At 64.9% G+C, this 18,666-nt stretch carries 14 protein-coding genes and 3 pseudogenes; 3 read left to right on the top strand and 14 right to left on the bottom strand.

Translation table 11 applies throughout. From position 1 onward, the window contains the following. Positions 1-95: 95 nt before the first annotated feature. The 7 genes from G6N41_RS04645 to G6N41_RS04615 all read right to left on the bottom strand — a co-directional run bounded on the left by G6N41_RS04645 (position 96) and on the right by G6N41_RS04615 (position 6,941). Entirely contained in the window at positions 96-743 is a 648-nt protein-coding gene (locus G6N41_RS04645; RefSeq protein WP_407663774.1) for a sensor domain-containing protein, read from the bottom strand. 47 nt (positions 744-790) lie between these two features. Next, positions 791-2,239, bottom strand: coding sequence for a catalase (locus G6N41_RS04640; RefSeq protein ID WP_198966724.1), 1,449 nt, complete (start codon positions 2,237-2,239; stop codon positions 791-793). 166 nt (positions 2,240-2,405) lie between these two features. Continuing rightward, positions 2,406-2,864 carry a hypothetical protein gene (locus G6N41_RS04635; RefSeq protein WP_038581074.1) on the bottom strand — a complete coding sequence of 153 codons (459 nt, stop codon included), beginning with the start codon at positions 2,862-2,864 and terminating at the stop codon, positions 2,406-2,408. Between the two features lie 118 nt (positions 2,865-2,982). After that, positions 2,983-3,339: a hypothetical protein gene (locus G6N41_RS04630; RefSeq protein ID WP_373145493.1), complete on the bottom strand. Its 357-nt coding sequence runs from the start codon at positions 3,337-3,339 to the stop codon at positions 2,983-2,985. 132 nt (positions 3,340-3,471) lie between these two features. Next, positions 3,472-4,608, bottom strand: a complete 1,137-nt coding sequence (locus tag G6N41_RS04625; protein WP_198966723.1) for a DUF4185 domain-containing protein — start codon at positions 4,606-4,608, stop codon at positions 3,472-3,474. Between the two features lie 7 nt (positions 4,609-4,615). Continuing rightward, complete coding sequence (locus G6N41_RS04620) at positions 4,616-5,674, bottom strand: aspartate-semialdehyde dehydrogenase (protein ID WP_198966722.1); 1,059 nt, start codon at positions 5,672-5,674, stop codon at positions 4,616-4,618. A 1-nt stretch (position 5,675) separates the two neighbouring features. Further along, the gene (locus G6N41_RS04615) at positions 5,676-6,941 is read right to left on the bottom strand and encodes an aspartate kinase (protein WP_198967720.1); all 1,266 of its coding nucleotides are present in this window, start codon (positions 6,939-6,941) and stop codon (positions 5,676-5,678) included. Positions 6,942-7,292: 351 nt separating this feature from the next. Between G6N41_RS04615 and G6N41_RS04610 the strand changes: the two are divergent. After that, positions 7,293-7,805, top strand: a pseudogene (locus tag G6N41_RS04610) (ABC transporter transmembrane domain-containing protein); the annotation flags it as partial. 11 nt (positions 7,806-7,816) lie between these two features. Here G6N41_RS04610 and G6N41_RS04605 read toward each other — a convergent pair. Then, a pseudogene (locus G6N41_RS04605) lies at positions 7,817-8,690 on the bottom strand (IS5 family transposase). 52 nt (positions 8,691-8,742) lie between these two features. Here G6N41_RS04605 and G6N41_RS04600 point away from each other — a divergent pair. After that, a pseudogene (locus G6N41_RS04600) lies at positions 8,743-11,832 on the top strand (ABC transporter ATP-binding protein); the annotation flags it as partial. Between the two features lie 6 nt (positions 11,833-11,838). Here the strand turns inward: G6N41_RS04600 and G6N41_RS04595 are convergent. From G6N41_RS04595 to G6N41_RS27995, 4 genes are all read right to left on the bottom strand, one after another. Next, the gene (locus tag G6N41_RS04595; RefSeq protein WP_231608972.1) at positions 11,839-13,668 is read right to left on the bottom strand and encodes a hypothetical protein; all 1,830 of its coding nucleotides are present in this window, start codon (positions 13,666-13,668) and stop codon (positions 11,839-11,841) included. Positions 13,669-14,280: 612 nt separating this feature from the next. Next, the gene (locus G6N41_RS28005; RefSeq protein WP_231608822.1) at positions 14,281-14,997 is read right to left on the bottom strand and encodes a hypothetical protein; all 717 of its coding nucleotides are present in this window, start codon (positions 14,995-14,997) and stop codon (positions 14,281-14,283) included. Beyond that, on the bottom strand, positions 14,973-15,254 hold the full coding sequence (locus tag G6N41_RS28000; RefSeq protein WP_198965176.1) for a hypothetical protein: 282 nt from the start codon (positions 15,252-15,254) through the stop codon (positions 14,973-14,975). The genes G6N41_RS28005 and G6N41_RS28000 overlap by 25 nt, the downstream gene beginning before the upstream one ends. A 72-nt stretch (positions 15,255-15,326) precedes the next feature. Further along, positions 15,327-15,542, bottom strand: coding sequence for a hypothetical protein (locus G6N41_RS27995; protein ID WP_198968057.1), 216 nt, complete (start codon positions 15,540-15,542; stop codon positions 15,327-15,329). Between the two features lie 264 nt (positions 15,543-15,806). On the opposite strand from G6N41_RS27995, the gene leuA reads away from it, so the two are divergent. Then, positions 15,807-17,627: a 2-isopropylmalate synthase gene (leuA, locus tag G6N41_RS04585; protein ID WP_198966720.1), complete on the top strand. Its 1,821-nt coding sequence runs from the start codon at positions 15,807-15,809 to the stop codon at positions 17,625-17,627. Here the strand turns inward: leuA and G6N41_RS04580 are convergent. Both G6N41_RS04580 and G6N41_RS04575 read right to left on the bottom strand, forming a co-directional pair. Next, positions 17,624-18,187, bottom strand: coding sequence for a TetR/AcrR family transcriptional regulator (locus G6N41_RS04580; protein WP_020730952.1), 564 nt, complete (start codon positions 18,185-18,187; stop codon positions 17,624-17,626). The two genes, leuA and G6N41_RS04580, sit on opposite strands and share 4 nt — an antisense overlap. After that, positions 18,187-18,636 (bottom strand): hypothetical protein, encoded by a 450-nt coding sequence (locus G6N41_RS04575; protein ID WP_036456749.1) that lies wholly within the window; start codon positions 18,634-18,636, stop codon positions 18,187-18,189. Before G6N41_RS04575 ends, G6N41_RS04580 begins: the two co-directional genes overlap by 1 nt. Positions 18,637-18,666 lie beyond the last annotated feature (30 nt).

Here is an 18,666-nt window from a genome sequence, read left to right as displayed (position 1 = left end):
CACATGCCATCTTCCAGGTCATCTTCCAGACCGTCCCGACATATTCCCGCACGTCTTGGTTGCACGGGTCAGACGGGTACCCACATTCGTGGGGATTACTGGCCCAGGGTGTTCTGCATTGCCCCGGCCAGCACGTTGACCGCGGGACCGCCGTTGCCAGACTGGCAGACTTTGGCCTGCAACAACACATTTTCACGCAGCCGAGTTTGATTGAAACAGCGCCGGTCGGTGTCGGCTTCCTGCTTGGTCCACGCCGCGTCGGTAGCCGTGGGCGCGGGACCGTCGAACGACCAAACCTGGGTGGTGCCGTTGTCCAGATGCATTGCGGTGGTCTGCCCCGAACAACCCACGGTTCGGTCGACGACGCGATGGAACGCCCGGCTCGCGGCATCGGCGGTGGCGAATACACCGACCGCCTGCTTGACGTAGTGAGTCTGGTCGGTGGCAGAGGTCTGCGTGGTAGCCCCGTTGAACGAGGCCAGGTCGGGATCGTCGAATACCTCGGGTAGCCCGATGTCAGCCCAGTTATTGCACACCGGTAGGTCAACCGAATACGCCTGGAACGGCTCAGTGAAAACCGACTCCCACCCCATCGGAGCGCCGACGATATTGCCCACCGACCCCTTGCCGAGGACCGCGTAAGACACCACGCCCGGATCCGACGGGTTGGCCAGCGCAGGCGAAGCCACCAACGAGGCAGCCACTCCCAGCCCGAGCAGCGCTGCCGCCGTCGCGGGGCGCAAGGGGGTCGGACTGGCCATGAGGCCGATCATGCCAGGCGAGGCCGCGCTCAACTGGAGTTGGCCCGCACCCCTTCCTCAACCGCCTTGCCCAGATCGGGGTCGACATTGCGCCAATACTCGAAGACACGCGAGAGCACCGACTCCTTCACACCCTTGCAGACATGTCCGATGATGTTGCTGGCCAACCGATCCCGCGCTGAATCGTCAAGAACTTCGCGGACCATGGTGCCGGCCTGGCCCCAGTCGTCGTCTTCGGGGTGCGGCGTGTACGCGGCGCGCATCATCTGCCCGTCGGTGTGCCAGCGCACCTCCGCGGCGCGGGCCGGATCGGCCTGCGGGCCACCGTAAGAGTTGGGCGCGTATACTGGATCCGACGCGTTGCGCACCCGCATCGCGCCATCCTTGGAGTAGCTATTCACCTGCACTATCGGCGAATTCACCGGGATCTGGCGGTAATTGGTGCCCAACCGGGCCCGGTGCGCGTCGGAGTAGGAGAACCCGCGGGCCAAGAGCATCTTGTCCGGGCTCAGCCCGGTACCGGGCACGATGTTGTTGGGCTCGAACGCCGCTTGCTCGATCTCGGTGTGGTAGTCGGTGACGTTGCGGTCCAAGGTCAACTTGCCGACATCGATCAACGGATAGTCGCTGTGTGGCCAGACCTTGGTCAGATCGAAGGGATTGAACCGGTAGCTCTTGGCCTCTTCGAACCCCATGATCTGCATCTTGAGGGTCCAACTGGGAAAGTCACCGCGCTCGATCGCTTCGTAGAGGTCGCGCTGGTGGTAGTCGCCGTCCTCACCGGCCAGCCGGTCGGCGTCCGCTTGGGTGAGGAAGTCGATGCCCTGATCGGTGATGAAGTGGTACTTCACCCAGAAGATCTCGTCGGCGGCATTGATCCAGCTGTAGGTGTGGCTGCTGTAGCCGTTCATGTGGCGCCAGCTCTTGGGAATCCCCCGATCACCCATCAGCCAGGTCACCTGGTGCGCGGACTCCGGCGACAGGCTCCAGAAGTCCCATTGCATGTTGTGGTCGCGCACGTTGCTCGCCTGCAACCGTTTTTGAGACCGGATGAAGTGCTGGAATTTCAGCGGGTCGCGCATGAAGAAGACCGGCGTGTTGTTGCCGACCATGTCGAAGTTTCCCTCGGGGGTATAGAACTTCAACGCGAAGCCACGCGGGTCCCGCCAGGTGTCCGGGCTGCCGCGCTCGCCGGCGACGGTGGAGAAGCGGATCAGCGTGTCCGTCTTGGCACCTGGCGCGAACACCGCCGCCCGGGTGTACTTGCTGACATCGTGGGTCACCTCGGAGTGGCCGTGCGCGCCGCCACCTTTGGCGTGTGGCTGGCGTTCCGGGATGCGTTCCCGGTTGAACATCGCCATCTGTTCGATCAGGTAGTGATCCTGCAGCAGGATCGGTCCGTCGGGGCCGATGGTCAGCGATTGGTCGTCACTGGGCGCGGGATTGCCGGCGTCGGTGGTGGTGTAGCGTTCCGCCATTTCGGCACCTCCTTGCGTGATTGGGCTGTTGGGCTGGTCGGCGAAAAGAAAAGCCATGGGACATCGGCCGATACCGCTGCCAGCTATCACCTGGCACGGCGCGCAGTACCGGCACCTAGTTACCCATACCCAATTTCTGGCGCCCGAATCACCGGGCGGCGCGGCGCTAGGGGCGAGCTGGTGGGGTGCTGGGAGCGGGTGCGCTCGGTGTTTGGACGGGGCCGGTGGCGCCCCCGTGCGGGCCGGGGCTCATCCCGGGCCCCATGCCCGGACCCATGCCCGGCCCCATCCCGGGCCCCATCCCCGGAGGAGGCGGACCGGGCAGAAAGAACATCCCGCCGGGGCCGCCGGGACCGCCGGGACCACCGGGACCACCGGGACCACCGCTACCGCCGGGCTTGAACATGCCGTGATGGTGGTGGCGATGGTGATGGCAGGCGCCGTGCCCGAAGACCAGGGCGCCGGCGAAGAACAGGGTCGAGGCGATGAAGGTGATTCCCGCGACGATGACGACCCACGCCGCGACCCGGTAGAGGGCGGGCACCTTTTCCACCGGCGGCGGTGGGGGTGGCGCAGCGGCAGCGACCGCAGGCGGCGGAGTTGCGGGTTCGGATGTTTCACTCATCCTTCGAATATTGCTCAACCTGCAGGAACCGTAAAGAGTCCGAGCCGCAAAGTTGCCATGAATTGATGTAGCCCGGAGCTCGGGAGCCGAGCGCCGGGCTACCGGGTCAAGGTGTCGTCTAGCGCCCTGGTGTGGTGGAAGGCGCAACCGAGGTCGGGACCTCGCCGGGCCCACCTGGGCCGGAACCGGGGCTGACCGCCGGGGCTCCGCCGTGGTGCATTCCCGGGCGCAGCATCATCGCGGGGTGGTGCTTGTGGTGGTGGCCGCGGTGGAAACCACCGTGACCGCTGTGCATACCGAGTCGGAATCCGGTGAAGAAGATCACCGAGACAATGAACACGATCCCGGCAACGATGGCCACCCACGCCGCGGCCTTGAAGACCTTGGGAGTCTGGTGCTGCGGTGGTGGCGGCGGCGCGACCACGGTCGAAGTTGGTGCGGCAGAATTTTCGGACGTTTCACTCATGACACGAATGATGCCTAAGGAAACAATAGTGGCGGCTATGCACTACTTATGTAGCAGCTATGAGCCGTGCCGCGACCGTTGATCCGCGGCGCCCAGGATTGGGCCTAAAGGGCCTACTAACACCCCGTGACCTCGGCGAACTCAGGGCTTGAACGGGTTCACCGCGAATTGGATCACCCGATACGGCCCACTCATCCGCGCGCGGGTGTCCCACTGGCTGACGACTATCCGCAGCTCGTCGAGGGTGGAGCCGGGCGAGATGTAGCCGCCGTAGGCATGGGCGAGCCGGTTGTCGAATGGCGGCGGCAGACTCTCCGCGGGTTCCGGCCACTCGTCGTGCTGCACCACCGTCGTGACCGGCGCATCGCCCAGCAACGTCGGATTGGCGGCCACTCGCACTTCCATGTTGAGAGTGGTCGCGTTGAAATACGACAACACGGTCATGCCATCGATCTGCCGAATGCTCATTTCGCCGACCTGATCGGGCCAGAGCGGTGTCGGCGGCTTGTTCCAACCGCCGCCGGGCCCGCCGGCCCAGCCTTGCCACTTGGACCGGTCGATGAAGGTCTGCGGCGTCGCCCGATACAGCAGCACCGGATCTCTCCGGGTGAAATTGTCGGCCACGATGTACACCCAGCCGCCGGGCGAATCGGGGGTGGGAATGGGGTCGTAGTACCCGCTGATCTGAGTCTGTGACCCGTCCTGATACCGGGCCGCGCGCTGGGTGCCCGCGATGGTCTGCCAGCCCGCACGCTCCGGCACCGCCAACACCAGCCTCGAACTCTGCGGCTCCAGGTCTTTGGTCGTGGTCACCATCAGGTAGTTGTGCCGGTTGATCTGCACCACTCCGGCGGGCAACTGCGAGTTGCCGGCAGGTGTGGGATCGGCAAGCAGCGGGCTGCCGATGCCCGTGACGCCGGTGTAGCGCACCCCGGCCGGGTCATCGACGGACGCGGTGTCGACCCGCAATGCGATCGGCGAGTACCAGCCGCCGAACCCGACACCTTGGCCGGCGAAGCTATCGCCGCACACCTGCAACAGCTCGGTGGGGAATTCGACGAACTCGCACAGATCGGTGGCGCCAATGCCGTAGTCCCCGGTCGGCGTTCCGGTGCCGGCGGTCGGCCCCATGCGCAACACTTGGCCGGGCACCAACGGCGGCAGAATCGGCGCGGGCCCCGGCGCCGGCGGATCGGCGTGTGCGGTCCAAACACATTGCGAGGCAACGATAACCAGCACGACAAGCAGGGAGCACCGCACTACCAGGGCGGAGCTCACCCTTAGGTCACCGGTCAGCGGCCAGCAGTTCGGCGATCTGGATGGTGTTCAGCGCCGCCCCCTTGCGCAGGTTGTCCCCCGACACGAACAGCGCCAGGCCGCGCCCGTCCGGCACACCCGGGTCTTGGCGGATGCGACCGACCAGCGACTCGTCGACTCCTGCCGCGGCCAACGGCGTCGGCACGTCGACGACTTTGACGCCCGGGGCCCCATCGAGAAGTTCGCGCGCCCGCTCCGGCGAGAGCGGCCGCTCGAATTCGGCATTGATCGACAACGAGTGTCCGGTGAACACCGGTACCCGCACGCAGGTACCGCTCACCAACAAGTCGGGAATTCCGAGAATCTTGCGGCTCTCGAAGCGCAGCTTCTGGTCCTCGTCGGTCTCGCCGGAGCCGTCGTCCACCAACGATCCGGCCAGTGGCACCACATTGAACGCGATCGGCGCCACATACTTCACCGGCGCCGTGAACTGCAGGGCCGCACCGTCGTGCACCAATTGCTCGGCGCCGTTGATAACCTCGCGCACCTGGGTCGCCAGTTCCTCGACGCCCGCCACCCCGCTACCGGACACGGCTTGATACGACGAGACCACGATGCGGACCAGCCCAGCCTCGTCGTGCAGCACCTTGAGCACCGGCATCGCCGCCATCGTGGTGCAGTTCGGGTTGGCGATGATGCCCTTCGTGAGAGGCCGAGCGCGGTTGGCGACATCGCGCTCGAAGTTGACCTCCGACACCACCAACGGCACGTCGGGGTCTTTACGCCAGGCCGACGAGTTGTCGATCACCGTCACGCCGGCGGCGGCGAACCGCGGCGCCTGCACCTTCGACATGGCCCCGCCGGCCGAGAACAGCGCGATGTCCAGCCCACTGGGGTCGGCGGTCTCGGCGTCTTCGACCTCGATCTCCTGGCCGCGGAAGGGCAGCTTGCGGCCCTGCGACCGAGCGGATGCGAAGAACCGGACGGAGGTCGCCGGAAAGTCGCGCTCATCGAGCAGCGCACGCATGACCTGACCGACCTGGCCGGTGGCCCCCACTATCCCTATCGACAAGCCGGTGGCACCCATCTCAGCGCCCCATCCCCGCGTAGACCGTGGCCGTCTCCTCCCCGCCGAGACCGAACGCCTCATGCAGGGCGACAACCGCCTTGTCCAGCTCGGTGTCGCGGCACAGCACCGAGATCCGGATCTCGGAGGTGGAGATCAGCTCGATGTTCACGCCGACCGCCGCCAACGCCTCACAGAACGTCGCGGTGACGCCGGGATGGCTGCGCATGCCCGCGCCGATCAGCGACAGCTTGCCGATGTGGTCGTCGTAGAGCAGTTGGGTGAAGCCGACTTCGTCTTTGAGCAAGTCCAGCTTGGCCACCGCCGTGGGGCCACTGTCTCGCGAACAGGTGAAGGTGATGTCGGTCCTGCCGTCCTCCACCTTGGACACGTTCTGCAACACCATGTCGATGTTCACGTCGGCCTCGGCGACGGCCCGGAAGACCTTGGCCGCATAGCCCGGGATGTCGGGTATCCCGACGATGGTCACCTTGGCCTCGCTGCGGTCGTGCGCGACGCCGGTCAGGATGGGGTCTTCCATAGGTGTGTCCTTGATCGATCCGACAACGAGGGTGCCCGGTTTGTCCGAATAAGAAGAGCGGACGTGCACCGGAATATTGTGCCGGCGCGCGTATTCCACACAGCGCAGCATCAACACCTTGGCGCCGCAGGCCGCCATCTCGAGCATTTCCTCGAAAGTGACGGTGTCCAGCTTGCGGGCGTTGTGCACGATGCGCGGGTCCGCGCTGAAGATGCCGTCCACGTCGGTGTAGATCTCACAGACGTCAGCGCCCAGCGCGGCGGCCAGCGCGACCGCGGTGGTGTCCGATCCGCCGCGGCCCAAGGTGGTGACGTCCTTGCTGTCTTGGCTCACCCCCTGGAAGCCGGCGACCAGCACGATCCGGCCTTCGTCGAGCGCGGCCTGCAGCCGTCCCGGTGTGACCTCGATGATCTTCGCGTTGCCGTGGGTGCCGGTCGTGATCACGCCGGCTTGTGAACCCGTGAAGGACCGCGCATGCGCACCCAGTGATTCGATCGCCATCGCTACCAGCGCGTTGGAGATGCGCTCACCCGCGGTCAGCAGCATGTCGAGCTCACGCGGCGGCGGTACCGGACACACCTGCAGCGCCAGGTCCATCAGGTCGTCGGTGGTGTCGCCCATCGCAGAGACCACGACGACGACATCGTTGCCCTGCTTCTTGGTTTCGACAATGCGTTCGGCGACGCGGCGAATCCGTTCGGCATTGCCCACCGAGGATCCGCCGTACTTCTGCACGACGAGCGCCACTGTTTCCCTTCCCATACCGAAGCTGCTTAACCACCACTAGTGGTATAAGTCCACAACAGGATACGGGTCGGCGCATCTCAATTAATTTCGATGCCGCGGGGCCACGGTTGGACCGTCGAGGGCGGCCCGCGCTGGGCATCACCCGAAGACACAGGTACGCCGCCCGCTGGTGGCCAGCAGCCGGCGGGGTTCATCACGAAGCGAGGCCAAGTTCACTCGTCCCGGGTGGCGCGCCCGGACAAATTTCGCAGATGTGCAGGTGATCCGGGCAGCGTGGGAGAATGCCTGCGGCGGCCACCAGCGCATTTGGGCTGGCGGTCGTCCGGGTTCGCGGGAAAGGGCTGTGGCGGGATGCGGACGAACTGGTGGGGACGGTTGTCCCAATACGTTCTCCGGTACCGGCGTGACCTGCTGCTGGGATTGTTCGCGTCGGTGGTCGGCACCGCGATCACGGTCATGGTTCCGCTGGTCACCAAACGCGTCATAGACAATGCGATCGCGCCGGATCATCGACCTCTAGCGCCGTGGGCTCTGGTGCTGGTTGCCGCTGCCGTTGCGATCTACCTCATGACCTTCGTGCGCCGGCATTACGGCGGTCGAATCGCCCATTTGGTGCAGCATGACCTCCGCGTGGACGCGTTTGCGACACTGATGCGCTGGGACGGCCGGCAGCAGGACCGCTGGAACAGCGGCCAGCTCATCGTCCGGACCACCAATGACCTGGAACTGGTGCAGACGCTGCTGTTCGACCTGCCCAATGTGATCCGGCATCTGCTTACGCTGCTGCTCTGCCTCGCGGTCATGGCTTGGCTATCGCTACCGCTGGCTTTGCTCGTGGTGCTACTTGTACCGCTGATCGGCCTAGGTCCTGTCTGCTAATTGCGGACGCGGTGGTAGGTGATGATGGCGGCCAGGGTGACACCGCCGAGGTAGGTCAGGGCGTATTTGTCGTAGCAGGTGGCGACCGCGCGCCAGTGTTTGAGCCGGTTGAAGCTTCGCTCGACGGTGTTGCGGTGCTTGTAGATTCGGCCTGAGAACCCCGGAGGCCGTCCTCTGTTGCGGCCTTTGGCTTTGCGGCGGGTGATCTGGTCGCTGCGCTCGGGGATGGTATGGGCGATCTTGAGCCGGCGCAGCTGTGCCCGCGTCGAGTCATAGGAGTACGCCTTGTCCGCCAGCAGGTGAAACGGGGCGTATGAGTTGCTGCACCGGGCGGCCAGCAATGGCCAAAGCATCGGATTATCACCGGCTTGACCGGCCGACAGTGCCAGGGTGACCGGACTGCACAGCTGGTCGGTCAAGGCGTGGATCTTGGTAGTCAGCCCGCCGCGGGAACGCCCAATGGCGTGGTCATCGGGCTCATCGAGATATTTCTTGTAATTCGACAGATCCCCCTGTGCGGCGCCCGGAGCGCGCTCCGGCTGCGTGTCGGTGGGCGCGCACACTGGTCGAATCGACCGACAACAGTGCGCCCAGGTCGGCGTCCTCGGCGTCGAGGTCAGAGGCGATCGCCGCGAAGATCCGCGCGTAGATGCCATCGACCGACCAGCGTAGATGCCTCTCGGCCACCGATTGCCAGGGACCGAAGTGCTCGGGCAGGTCACACCACGGAGATCCCGTACGGTAACGCCAGATAATGCCCTCCAGAGTACGTCGATGATCGTTCCACGGCCGGCCACGCCGCCGCCCCGCAGGCAACACCGCCACGATCAGCGACCACAAATCATCAGAAATCGCATGCGTCCGCATCACCCAAACAGCATCAGCCAAAACACCATTCACATTAAGCAGACACGCCCTAGGCGCGCACCGCAGCCGCCGCCTGCTGGCGGTAGCCACCGAGACTGCGCAAGAACGCAATGCCGCGGTCACCGGCGTGGTCGACGCCGCGGTCAGCGGGATTCATGTAGTCAAGGCCTTCGGGCAGCAGTCCCAGGAGACGGTGAAACTCACCACCGCCGGCCGCGCGCTCTATGCAGCACGCGTGCGGGTAGCCCGACTCAACGCATACTTCGGCCCGCTGCTACAAAGCCTGCCCGCCTTCGGGCAGATGGCGGTCCTCGCGGTCGGCGGATGGATGGCGGCACAGGGCACGATCACGGTGGGCACCTTCGTTGCCTTCTGGTCTTGCCTGACCCTGGTGTCGCGCCCGGCGTGCGACCTGGCCGGGATGCTCACCATCGCGCAGCAGGCGCGGACGGGCGCCATGCGCGTGTTCGAACTCATCGACAGCCGGCCGACTCTGGTCGATGGCACCAAGCAGCTGCCCTCGTCGACTCCGGTATCCCTCGCCTTCGAGCACGCGTCGCTCGGCTATGCGGCCGAACACCCCGTCCTGCGCGGCATAGACCTCTCAATTCGGCCCGGGGAAACCCTTGCCGTGGTCGGCCCGCCAGGCAGCGGCAAATCCACCTTGGCGCTGCTGGCGATGCGCTGCTACGACGTCACCGCGGGAGCGGTCCGCGTCGGCGGCCAGGATGTGCGCGACCTGACTCTCGATTCGTTGCGCTCGGCTATCGGCCTGGTACCCGAACAGGCCATCCTGTTTTCCGGAACTATCGGTGAAAACATCTCCTACGGCCGGTCGAACGTGACGCTGGAGCAGATCACCGCCGCGGCCCGGGCGGCGCATATCGATGAGTTCGTGAACACGTTGCCGGACGGCTACGCGACGCCGGTCGGAGCGCAGGGATTGACGCTGTCCGGCGGGCAGCGGCAACGCATCGCGCTGGCCCGAGCGCTGGTTGGCAACCCCCGATTGTTGATCATGGACGAGCCGACCTCGGCCGTGGACGCGGTCATCGAAGCTTCGATCCAGGACGTGTTGCGAGAGGTCCTGGCGGACCGGACCGCGGTCATCTTCACCCGCCGCCGCTCCATGCTGTCCTTGGCCGACCGCGTCGCGGTGCTCGATTCCGGGCATCTGCTCGATATCGGCACCCCGGAACAGCTATGGGGAAGCTGTTCGCGTTATCGCGAACTACTTTCGCCCGCAACAGATCCCCTGCGGAATCTCGCGTTCGAAGACGGTGCGCCCGGGCCGGAATCGGAACCGGAGGCCATCGAAGTCGCCGCTGACGCGACCGAACCCAGCGACCACTCGCCCAAGCCCGACCTGTTGCGCCGGCTGCTGCACGACTTCCGCGGGCCACTGATCGTGAGCCTGTTGCTGGTAGCCCTCGAGACCGGTGCGGGCTTGTTGCCGCCCCTGCTCATCAGGCACGGTATCGATGTCGGCATCCGTCAGCACATGCTGACAGCGTTGTGGTGGGCGGCACTGGCCGGCACCGCCATCGTGGCCATCCGCCTGGTCGCACAGTGGGGCAGCGCCGTGGTCGCCGGAACCGCCGGGGAGAAAGCGCTGTTCCGATTGCGCTCCCTGGTCTTTGCCCATGCGCAGCGTCTGGACCTAGACGCCTTCGAAGACGACGGTGATTCCCAGATCATTACCGCGGTCACCGCCGACGTAGACGCCATTGTGGCGTTCCTGCGCACGGGCCTGGTCATCGCCATCGTCAGCCTGGTGACGGCGGTGGGCATTCTGGCGGCACTGCTGGCCATCAACGCCAAGTTGGCGTTGCTCATCTTCGCCACCTTGCCAATGCTGGGCCTGGCGACCTGGCAATTCCGCCGGGCGTCGAGCTGGATCTACCGGCAGGCGCGGCAGCGGCTTGGGACCGTGACCGCCACCCTGCGGGAGTACTCCGCAGGGCTGCGAATCGCACAGGCCTACCGTGCCGAATACATGGGATTTCAAACATATTTCGCGCACAGCGACGACTACCGACGCCTTCGCGTCCGTAGTCAACGGCTGCTGGCGCTGTATTTCCCGCTCGTACCGTTAACCTGCGGCCTGGCAACGACACTGGTGCTGTTCGAAGGGGGACGCGACGTACAGGCGGGTGTGCTCTCGGTCGGCGCGCTGGTGACCTACCTGCTCTATGTCGAATTGTTGTTCGCGCCGGTCGACAAGCTGTCCCAAATGTTTGACGAGTACCAGCGTGCGGCGGTGGCCGTCGGGCGGATCCGGTCGCTGCTGAACACACCGACCGCATTTTCGCCGACGGCGGCGCCGGTGGGGACGCTGCGCGGTGCGATCGAGTTCGACGCCGTTCACTTCCGGTACCCGACCCGGGATGCGCCCGCATTGGCCGGGATCAATCTGCGGATTCCCGCCGGTCAAACGGTGGTGTTCGTCGGCTCCACCGGGTCGGGGAAATCGACCCTGATGAAGTTGGTGTCCAGGTTCTACGACCCGACGGACGGAATCATCCGCGTCGATGGTTGCGACTTGCGGGAATTCGATATCGATGGCTACCGCAGCCGGCTCAGCATCGTGGCGCAGGAACCCTACCTATTTGCCGGGACGGTCCGTGATGCCATCGCATACGGGCGTCCCGATGCCACCGACGCGCAGGTCGAACGGGCCGCTCGCGAGGTGGGTGCGCACCCCATGATCGCCGCGCTCGATGGCGGGTACCAGCATGGGGTGGCCGCCGGTGGCCGGAATCTGTCCGCCGGCCAGCTGCAGTTGCTGGCGTTGGCTCGGGCGCGGCTGGTCGATTCCGACATCTTGCTGCTCGACGAGGCCACCGTCGCCCTGGACCCCGCTACCGAGGCCTTGGTGCACTGGGCGACCCTTGGCCTGGCAGCCGACCGGACCACGTTGATCATTGCCCACGAGTTGGTAATTGCCGAATTCGTAGATCGGATCGTGGTTCTCGAGCAGGGAACCATTGTCGAGGACGGCACCCACGTCGAGCTACTGGCTGCCGGCGGACGCTATGCCGCGCTGTGGGCGGCCCACAGCCGGGTGGGCCGGCCGTCGCCATCCGACGATCGGCCGATCCCAACCGAACTGCTGGTCCATTCCCCCGACACGGATGTCGTCTAGCGGGGATCAGGCAACCGGAGCATCGGGCATCGCGGTCAGCGCCAGCATGACGTAGTCCCGCAGCAGGCGACGGGTGCAGTCCTGGACCACCAGGTTGCGCCGACCGTCCAAACTGTAGGCGGAGTCCACGATCCAGAACGCGAACAGGCTGGTCGAGAGGTAGGCCGGCATGTCCTCGCACCGCAGCACGGCCTCGGCAATGTCCTCGAGGAGTTGTCGCACCGAGCGCGCGGCGGCGGCCGGACTCATGCCCAGCATGTCGTTGTCCCAGTCGGCCGGAGGCGTCTGGTTTCCATCCAGCGGTAGCGTCCGCAGCACCTCGGAGACCAAGGCGTGCACCTGGAGCGGGCGCAGGCAGTCGGCCGGACGGTGGTGTCCCAGATCGGCACTCCAGCCCGACAACCGCTCGCGCAACCGGTCCGCCGACATCTCACGAATCAGGTTTCGCGCCCACTTGCGCGGTTCCTCGCGGTTGTCGTGGTAAAGAATCAGATCCAGCGGACCATGCTTGTCAAAGCGCATCAGTCGCCACACCAGATCGAAGAATTCCTCCGATGACAACACCTCACCGTAGGGGATGGGCTGTTCGCGGTTGCGGATCTCTTGGACGGGCGGAGCCTCGGTGGATGCGGAAATCCACTCCTCGAACCGCCGACCATCGATCTGCCTTTCCTGCAGCGGCAGCGGCACCGGACGCTCTGGAGTGCTCTTCCACTTGGCGAGCAGTTCGGCGATTTGGCCGGCGGCAGCGCACAGGGTGGTAATGAAGCGCTGCTGGTAGGACTCATCGGGGACACCGCTGGTCAACAGTTCGCTCAGCGAGGCACTGGGCGTGTCTTCGACATCGCTGACCAGCCGGCCGGGGTTATCGGCCACGCGGTGGAAGGCCATGATGATGCAGCTGCGCGCATTTCCGGAGGCGGTGCGGAACCGGTGGTGCACCAGGGAACCGGCGGCGAACACGGTGCTCAGCGGCCGTTCGGAATCACTGACCTCGATGACGACCGGGCGGTCTGGGTCCCGCAACTGCATCTGCGCGTCGAATACCCGCCTGATCCTCTCGGTGGTGGTGAAGATCGACGCATTTTCGCTGGACCACGGTTCCCCGGCCTCGTTGACAAAGCAGGTGCGGGCGAGTTGATGGGTGCCAGGCAGGAAGGTGAAGTTCTGCCCGGCCGGCCCCTTTGCAGTTCCGCGGCGCCAGGTGACGATGATCTTGTACTCGTCATTGAACGGCGTGTTGTCGATGTGCAGCATGTTGTCCTGCGCCAGGACGGACAACGGCTCCGCGTCCTTGGCACGTGCATCAACCATCCGGATCGGACCGCCGACCGCGTAGGAGATGAGCGTGATCATCAACGGGTGCACCATCGGGTTGTTGACCTCAGGATCGGTCAGAAGCCCTACGGTTCCCCGCAGGTCCACGAAGCGGTGGATGAAGCTACCGCTGCCCTCCTGCGCCATGATTTCGTCGTAGCGTGCAACCAATTCCAGGAAGGCGTCCGATTCGACGATGTCGGCGAGGACTACCGCGCCCTGCTCTGCCATTTGCCCCAAGAGGTCCTGCAGCCCTGCGGTTGCGGTGGCGGCGTCCTGCGGGCTCAGAATCTCGAAGGCTTTGGTGAGTTCCGCCAAAAGCGTGCTGCGGTAGGACTCTTTCTCCTCCAGATCACGGAAGCGCTTGTACGCCCAGGCGGCGGGAAGTTCTTCAGGCGATACCAGTTCCGGACCAATCGGAGGCGCGAAATTCATTGGCAGCACATCATCGGAGTTGAATTTGGCTAGCTGAATTCCATTGGCATTATCGGTCGACGATAATGTCGCGCCAAGCTGCATGAGCGATACCCCTAGCTGAGAAGTGAAGGTGCGATAGCGGATGATCAAGTCCGAGAAGCCCATGTCCGATTCTCTGGCGGCCGATCGCGTTAAGCGTACGTCAAATAACCCATCTAACCTGGTGTGATTCCACTCTCATGCAGGGCACTGCTGTGCGGCAGCGCACTCTACTCTCGAATACTTGAAAGTTGCTGAGTATCAACGCCAGAGAATTGACAGAATGGCCTTTCTCATTTATGGCGGCGTCCGCCGCGGAGCCAGGCCACCCCGACAGTTTTCCGTTAAACCACAACGGTATTGATGTTTTCACCGAGCGCACCCGGGCTCCATTAGCCTTCCGAATCCTCAGCGCGGAAACGCATTCAGTCGACGGCGGGAGCCAAGGTCCGCGATCGACAGCGACGACATTCCCGTCCGGTTTGCCGTCCGGTTCGCCGTCCGGTTTGCGGTCCGGTTTACCGTCCGGGTCGCGGTCCGGGTTGCCGATCGCCGCTTTGCGCCGGACCCGGACGGCCCAACGGTGGTTTGCCCTTGGGCCTCGTGATGCATCGAGTCAAGATGCCTGCGAAACCTGGTTCATGCATCACGTAAGGAATGCCCGCGAAATCGGGGTCAGCTGGTGGTCTTGCTTTTGATGCGGATGCCGGCTTTGAGGGCGGGTAGAGCGGCGGGTATGGCGGCGAGGTAGAGCTGTTCGGTCTTGTCTTTGGCGAGTCTGAGCAGGGCGGCTTGCAGGTCGGCGATCTGGTGGGCGATCGCGGCGGGGTTGAGGCTGTTGCGGTAGGTGAGCAGCTCTGTTTGTTGGGCCGCTGAGAGGACTCCGGCGGCCAGCAGCCGGTCCAGGGGGGTCTGGGGCTTGTCGTAGAGCCGGCGGCGGTGACCGTCGCGGCTGCAGCCGTAGCCGATGGGTTTGATGGTGGGGGTCAGGTAGTTGAGCCGGTCGTTGACCAGGTGCCACAGCCGGTTGAGCACGGCGCGTTCTTCGTCGGTGTCGTAGCGGTAGTAGAACCCGTAGCGACGCACGAGGTGGTTGTTTTTGGACTCGATGGTGGCCTGGTCGTTCTTCTTGTAGGGTCGTGAGCGGGTGAAGAAGATCTCCATGTCCGCGGCCCACTTGATGACCGCCTTATTGAGGAATTCGGTGCCGTTGTCGAAGTCCAAACCCGTTACCTTATAGGGGATTTTAGTAATTCCGGTTTTGAGGGCGCCCAGGATGTGGGGGTGGGCGTTGTTGCGCACCGTGCGGGTGAACACCCAGCCGATGTGCATGTCGGTGAGGTTGACCGTGCGGGCGAACTCACCTTTCAGTGTCGGGCCGCAGTGCGCCACGGTGTCGCCTTCGAAGAACCCCGGAGATTCTTCGGCCTCATCGCCTGCTTTGCAGATGGTGATCGAGGACCGCAGCAGCGGGAGGGTTTCGTCGTCGACACACCCGAGATCTGGTCGCGGGCCTTGGCGCCGCGCAGGTAGCGGTCGATCGTGGCGCTGCTCATCGCCAACAGCTCGGCACGCACCGCCGGGCCGTAACGGTCACGGCCGTCCACCAGTTCGCCGTGGCGTTCTAGAGCATCCAACTGAAGTGCCATGGAAGCGGCCAGATACCGGCCGCACTGCCCGCCTGAGGCCGCCCACACCTTCTGCAACACCTTGAGCGCATCCTAGGAGTACTTCGGATTGCGTTGCCGGCAAATCCGTTTGGCGACCTGCCGACCCGCTCCCGGCGGCGCGGCCGCCGCCCTCAACCGCCGCCGGGCGTTGTCACGCGACCAGCCGGTGACCGCCACCACCTGATCCAGAATCTGCCCCTTGCCCGCCTTCGGCGCCCCCACATACCCCCTGGCGAACTTCGCGGTGATCTCGGCCCGAGACGACATCGACAGCCCACTTCCCATGCCTGCCAAGGATCGACCGTTTCGCGGGCATTTTTACGTGATCCACCGAGGACGCTTCACGGGCATTTCTCGTGATGCTTGCCGGGCCTTTTTGTCCGAGGCACCGATCGCGGTAGAGTTCTTTGCGTGCAGAGGGTGCTCCTCCTCGGACGCCGCGACGGGGCCTGATCCAGACCGGCTTCCCGTCGCGGGTGTTCGCGATGCGCCGGTCTGAAGTTCCTTCTCGCCACCCCCGGAGCAACTACCGTGACAAACTCTTCGCAAGCCCCTGGTCCCGACGCCTTTACCTCGGCGCGCACCATTGTCAAACCCGCCGGCCCACCGTCGCCGGGCCAACCCGTCTGGAACCCCCAGCGAGCTTCCTCGATGCCGGTCAACCGCTACCGGCCGTTCGCCGAGGAAGTCGAACACATCCGGGTTGCCGACCGCACCTGGCCCGACCGCGTCATCGACCGCGCTCCCCTGTGGTGCGCAGTGGACCTGCGTGACGGCAACCAGGCGCTGATCGATCCGATGAGCCCGGCCCGCAAGCGGCGCATGTTCGACCTGCTGGTTCGGATGGGCTACAAGGAGATCGAGGTCGGCTTTCCCTCGGCCAGCCAGACCGACTTCGACTTCGTCCGCGAGATCATCACCGAAGGCGCCATTCCCGACGACGTCACCATCCAGGTGCTGACTCAGTGCCGCCCCGAGCTGATCGAGCGCACGTTCGAGGCGTGCGCTGGGGCGTCGAAGGTGATCGTGCACTTCTACAACTCGACGTCGATCCTGCAGCGCCGCGTGGTGTTCCGCGCCGACCGGGCCGCGGTACAGGCGATCGCGACCGAGGGCGCCCGCAGATGCGTCGAGGAAGCCGCCAAATACCCCGACACCCGGTGGCGCTTCGAGTACTCACCGGAGTCCTACACGGGCACCGAGCTGGAATACGCCAAACAGGTGTGCGACGCCGTGGGCCAAGTCATCCAGCCCACCCCGGAAAACCCGATCATCTTCAATCTGCCCGCCACCGTGGAGATGGCCACTCCGAACGTCTACGCCGACTCGATCGAGTGGATGAGCCGCAACCTGGCCAACCGGGAGTCGGTCATTCTGAGCCTGCATCCCCACAACGATCGCGGAACCGCCGTCGCCGCAGCCGAATTGGGCTTCGCCGCAGGCGCCGACCGGATCGAGGGTTGTCTGTTCGGCAACGGCGAGCGCACCGGCAATGTGTGTCTGGTGACCCTGGCGCTGAACCTGTTCTCCCGCGGCGTAGATCCGCAGATCGATTTCTCCAACATCGACGAGATCCGGCGCACCGTGGAGTACTGCAACCAGTTGCCGGTGCCCGAACGTCACCCCTACGGCGGCGACCTGGTCTACACCGCGTTCTCCGGCAGCCACCAGGACGCCATCAACAAGGGCCTGGACGCGATGAAGTTCGATGCCGATGCCGCCGATTCCGACATGGACGACATGCTGTGGCAGGTGCCCTATCTGCCCATCGACCCCAAGGACGTCGGGCGCACCTACGAAGCGGTGATCCGGGTCAACTCGCAGTCCGGCAAGGGTGGGGTGGCCTACATCATGAAGGCCGACCACGGCCTGGCCCTGCCACGACGGCTGCAGATCGAGTTCTCGTGTGCGATCCAAGAGATCGCCGAGGGCAGCGCGGGCGAAGGGGGCGAGGTCTCACCCAAAGAGATGTGGGACGCGTTCGCCGAGGAGTACCTGGCGCCGGTGCGCCCGCTGGAACGGATCAAACAGCGCGTCATTGCCGCCGAGAAAGATGGCGGCACCACCAGCATCGACGCCACCGTCAAGCTCGACGGCAAAGAGACCGAGATCAGTGGCTCGGGCAACGGTCCGCTGGCCGCGTTCGTTCACGCGCTGGGCACCGTCGGGTTCGACGTGGCCGTGTTGGACTACTCCGAGCACGCGATGAGCGCCGGCGACGACGCTCAGGCGGCGGCGTACGTGGAGGCCTCCGTGGCCGGCAAGACGGTGTGGGGCGTGGGCATCGCGCCGTCGATCACCACCGCGTCACTGCGGGCCGTCGTGTCGGCGATCAACCGGGCGTCGCGCTAAGCGTCGAAGAACGCGGGTAGCAGCCGGTCGACCAGTGCGGCCGGGTCGTCGTCGCCGGGCAGGGTGAGGTGGCTGAATACGTAGCCGTTGAGCAATCGGCTCAACTGATCCATCCGCTCGGGCGTCGGGGCAAAGCCCGCGGCCTCGAAGATCAGGGTTGCCGACTTCACCGCGGCATGCTGCAACTCCACCAGGAACGGCTGCAGCTCGGGCCGTCTCGTGCCCTCCATGAACAGCTCGAACCTCGCCAGGGTGTTGCGGCGGAACTGTTCATCGGGGTCGGTGAGCATCTTCGTCATCAACGCCTTGACGCCGTCTCGGGACAACGACCCGACCGCGGACCGCAGCACCTGCACTCGCTGCCAATGCAGATCGACGGTGCGCGATGCCGTGGCTTCGAGCAGGGCCTGACGCGTGCGGAAGTAGTTCGATGTGGTGCCGGCGGGCAGATCCGCGCGATCGTCCACCTGCCGATGCGTAAGCCCCCCAACACCGACGTCGGCAAGGATGTCGATCGCGGCGTCGAGGATCTGGGCACGGCGTTGCGGATTCGGCGGCATCAGTCTTTGTAGCGCAACCGCCAGAACATCGTCAGGAATGCCGGGTACACCGCGATCAACAGCAGGTAGCTGAACCACATGGGAAACCAGCTGACGATGGACAGATCCCGGACCACATAGGACATGTAGATGTGCAGCGGCACGCTACCGGCGATGTAGACGATCGATGCGGTGAAGAAGGCCCGATGTCGCCCATTGGCGAACCGCACCCGGGGCCACACCAGGATGCCGGTGATGGCCGCATACGTCATCGGGATCATCAGGATCCGGTCCGTGGTCACGGTCGCCACGTATTTCAGGGTGAGCTCGTCTCCGAAGATCACCCGATACACGTGCAACGCGAACCCGAGCGAGATGGTCAGCATGGCCGCCTGGCGGAAGAAATAGCCGTGACGACGGTAGGCGCTCTGCCAAGACGATTTGCGCACTACGGATGTAGTGGTACTCATGGCGCGACCATATCACTACATCCGTAGTGG

Source organism: Mycobacterium shottsii (assembly GCF_010728525.1).
Lineage (GTDB): Bacteria > Actinomycetota > Actinomycetes > Mycobacteriales > Mycobacteriaceae > Mycobacterium > Mycobacterium marinum.
Note: the sequence above shows the minus strand (reverse complement) of the source record. Positions and strands in the feature narration are given on the sequence as shown.

Coding starts and splice junctions, on each gene's coding strand:
- G6N41_RS04575 (WP_036456749.1), bottom strand. CDS start 18,636: ATGAGTACCACTACATCCGTAGTGCGCAAATCGTCTTGGCAGAGCGCC.
- G6N41_RS04640 (WP_198966724.1), bottom strand. CDS start 2,239: ATGGCGGAACGCTACACCACCACCGACGCCGGCAATCCCGCGCCCAGT.
- G6N41_RS04595 (WP_231608972.1), bottom strand. CDS start 13,668: ATGCAGCTTGGCGCGACATTATCGTCGACCGATAATGCCAATGGAATT.
- G6N41_RS04620 (WP_198966722.1), bottom strand. CDS start 5,674: ATGGGTGCCACCGGCTTGTCGATAGGGATAGTGGGGGCCACCGGCCAG.
- G6N41_RS04580 (WP_020730952.1), bottom strand. CDS start 18,187: ATGCCGCCGAATCCGCAACGCCGTGCCCAGATCCTCGACGCCGCGATC.
- G6N41_RS28000 (WP_198965176.1), bottom strand. CDS start 15,254: ATGGCACTTCAGTTGGATGCTCTAGAACGCCACGGCGAACTGGTGGAC.
- G6N41_RS27995 (WP_198968057.1), bottom strand. CDS start 15,542: ATGTCGTCTCGGGCCGAGATCACCGCGAAGTTCGCCAGGGGGTATGTG.
- G6N41_RS04635 (WP_038581074.1), bottom strand. CDS start 2,864: ATGAGTGAAACATCCGAACCCGCAACTCCGCCGCCTGCGGTCGCTGCC.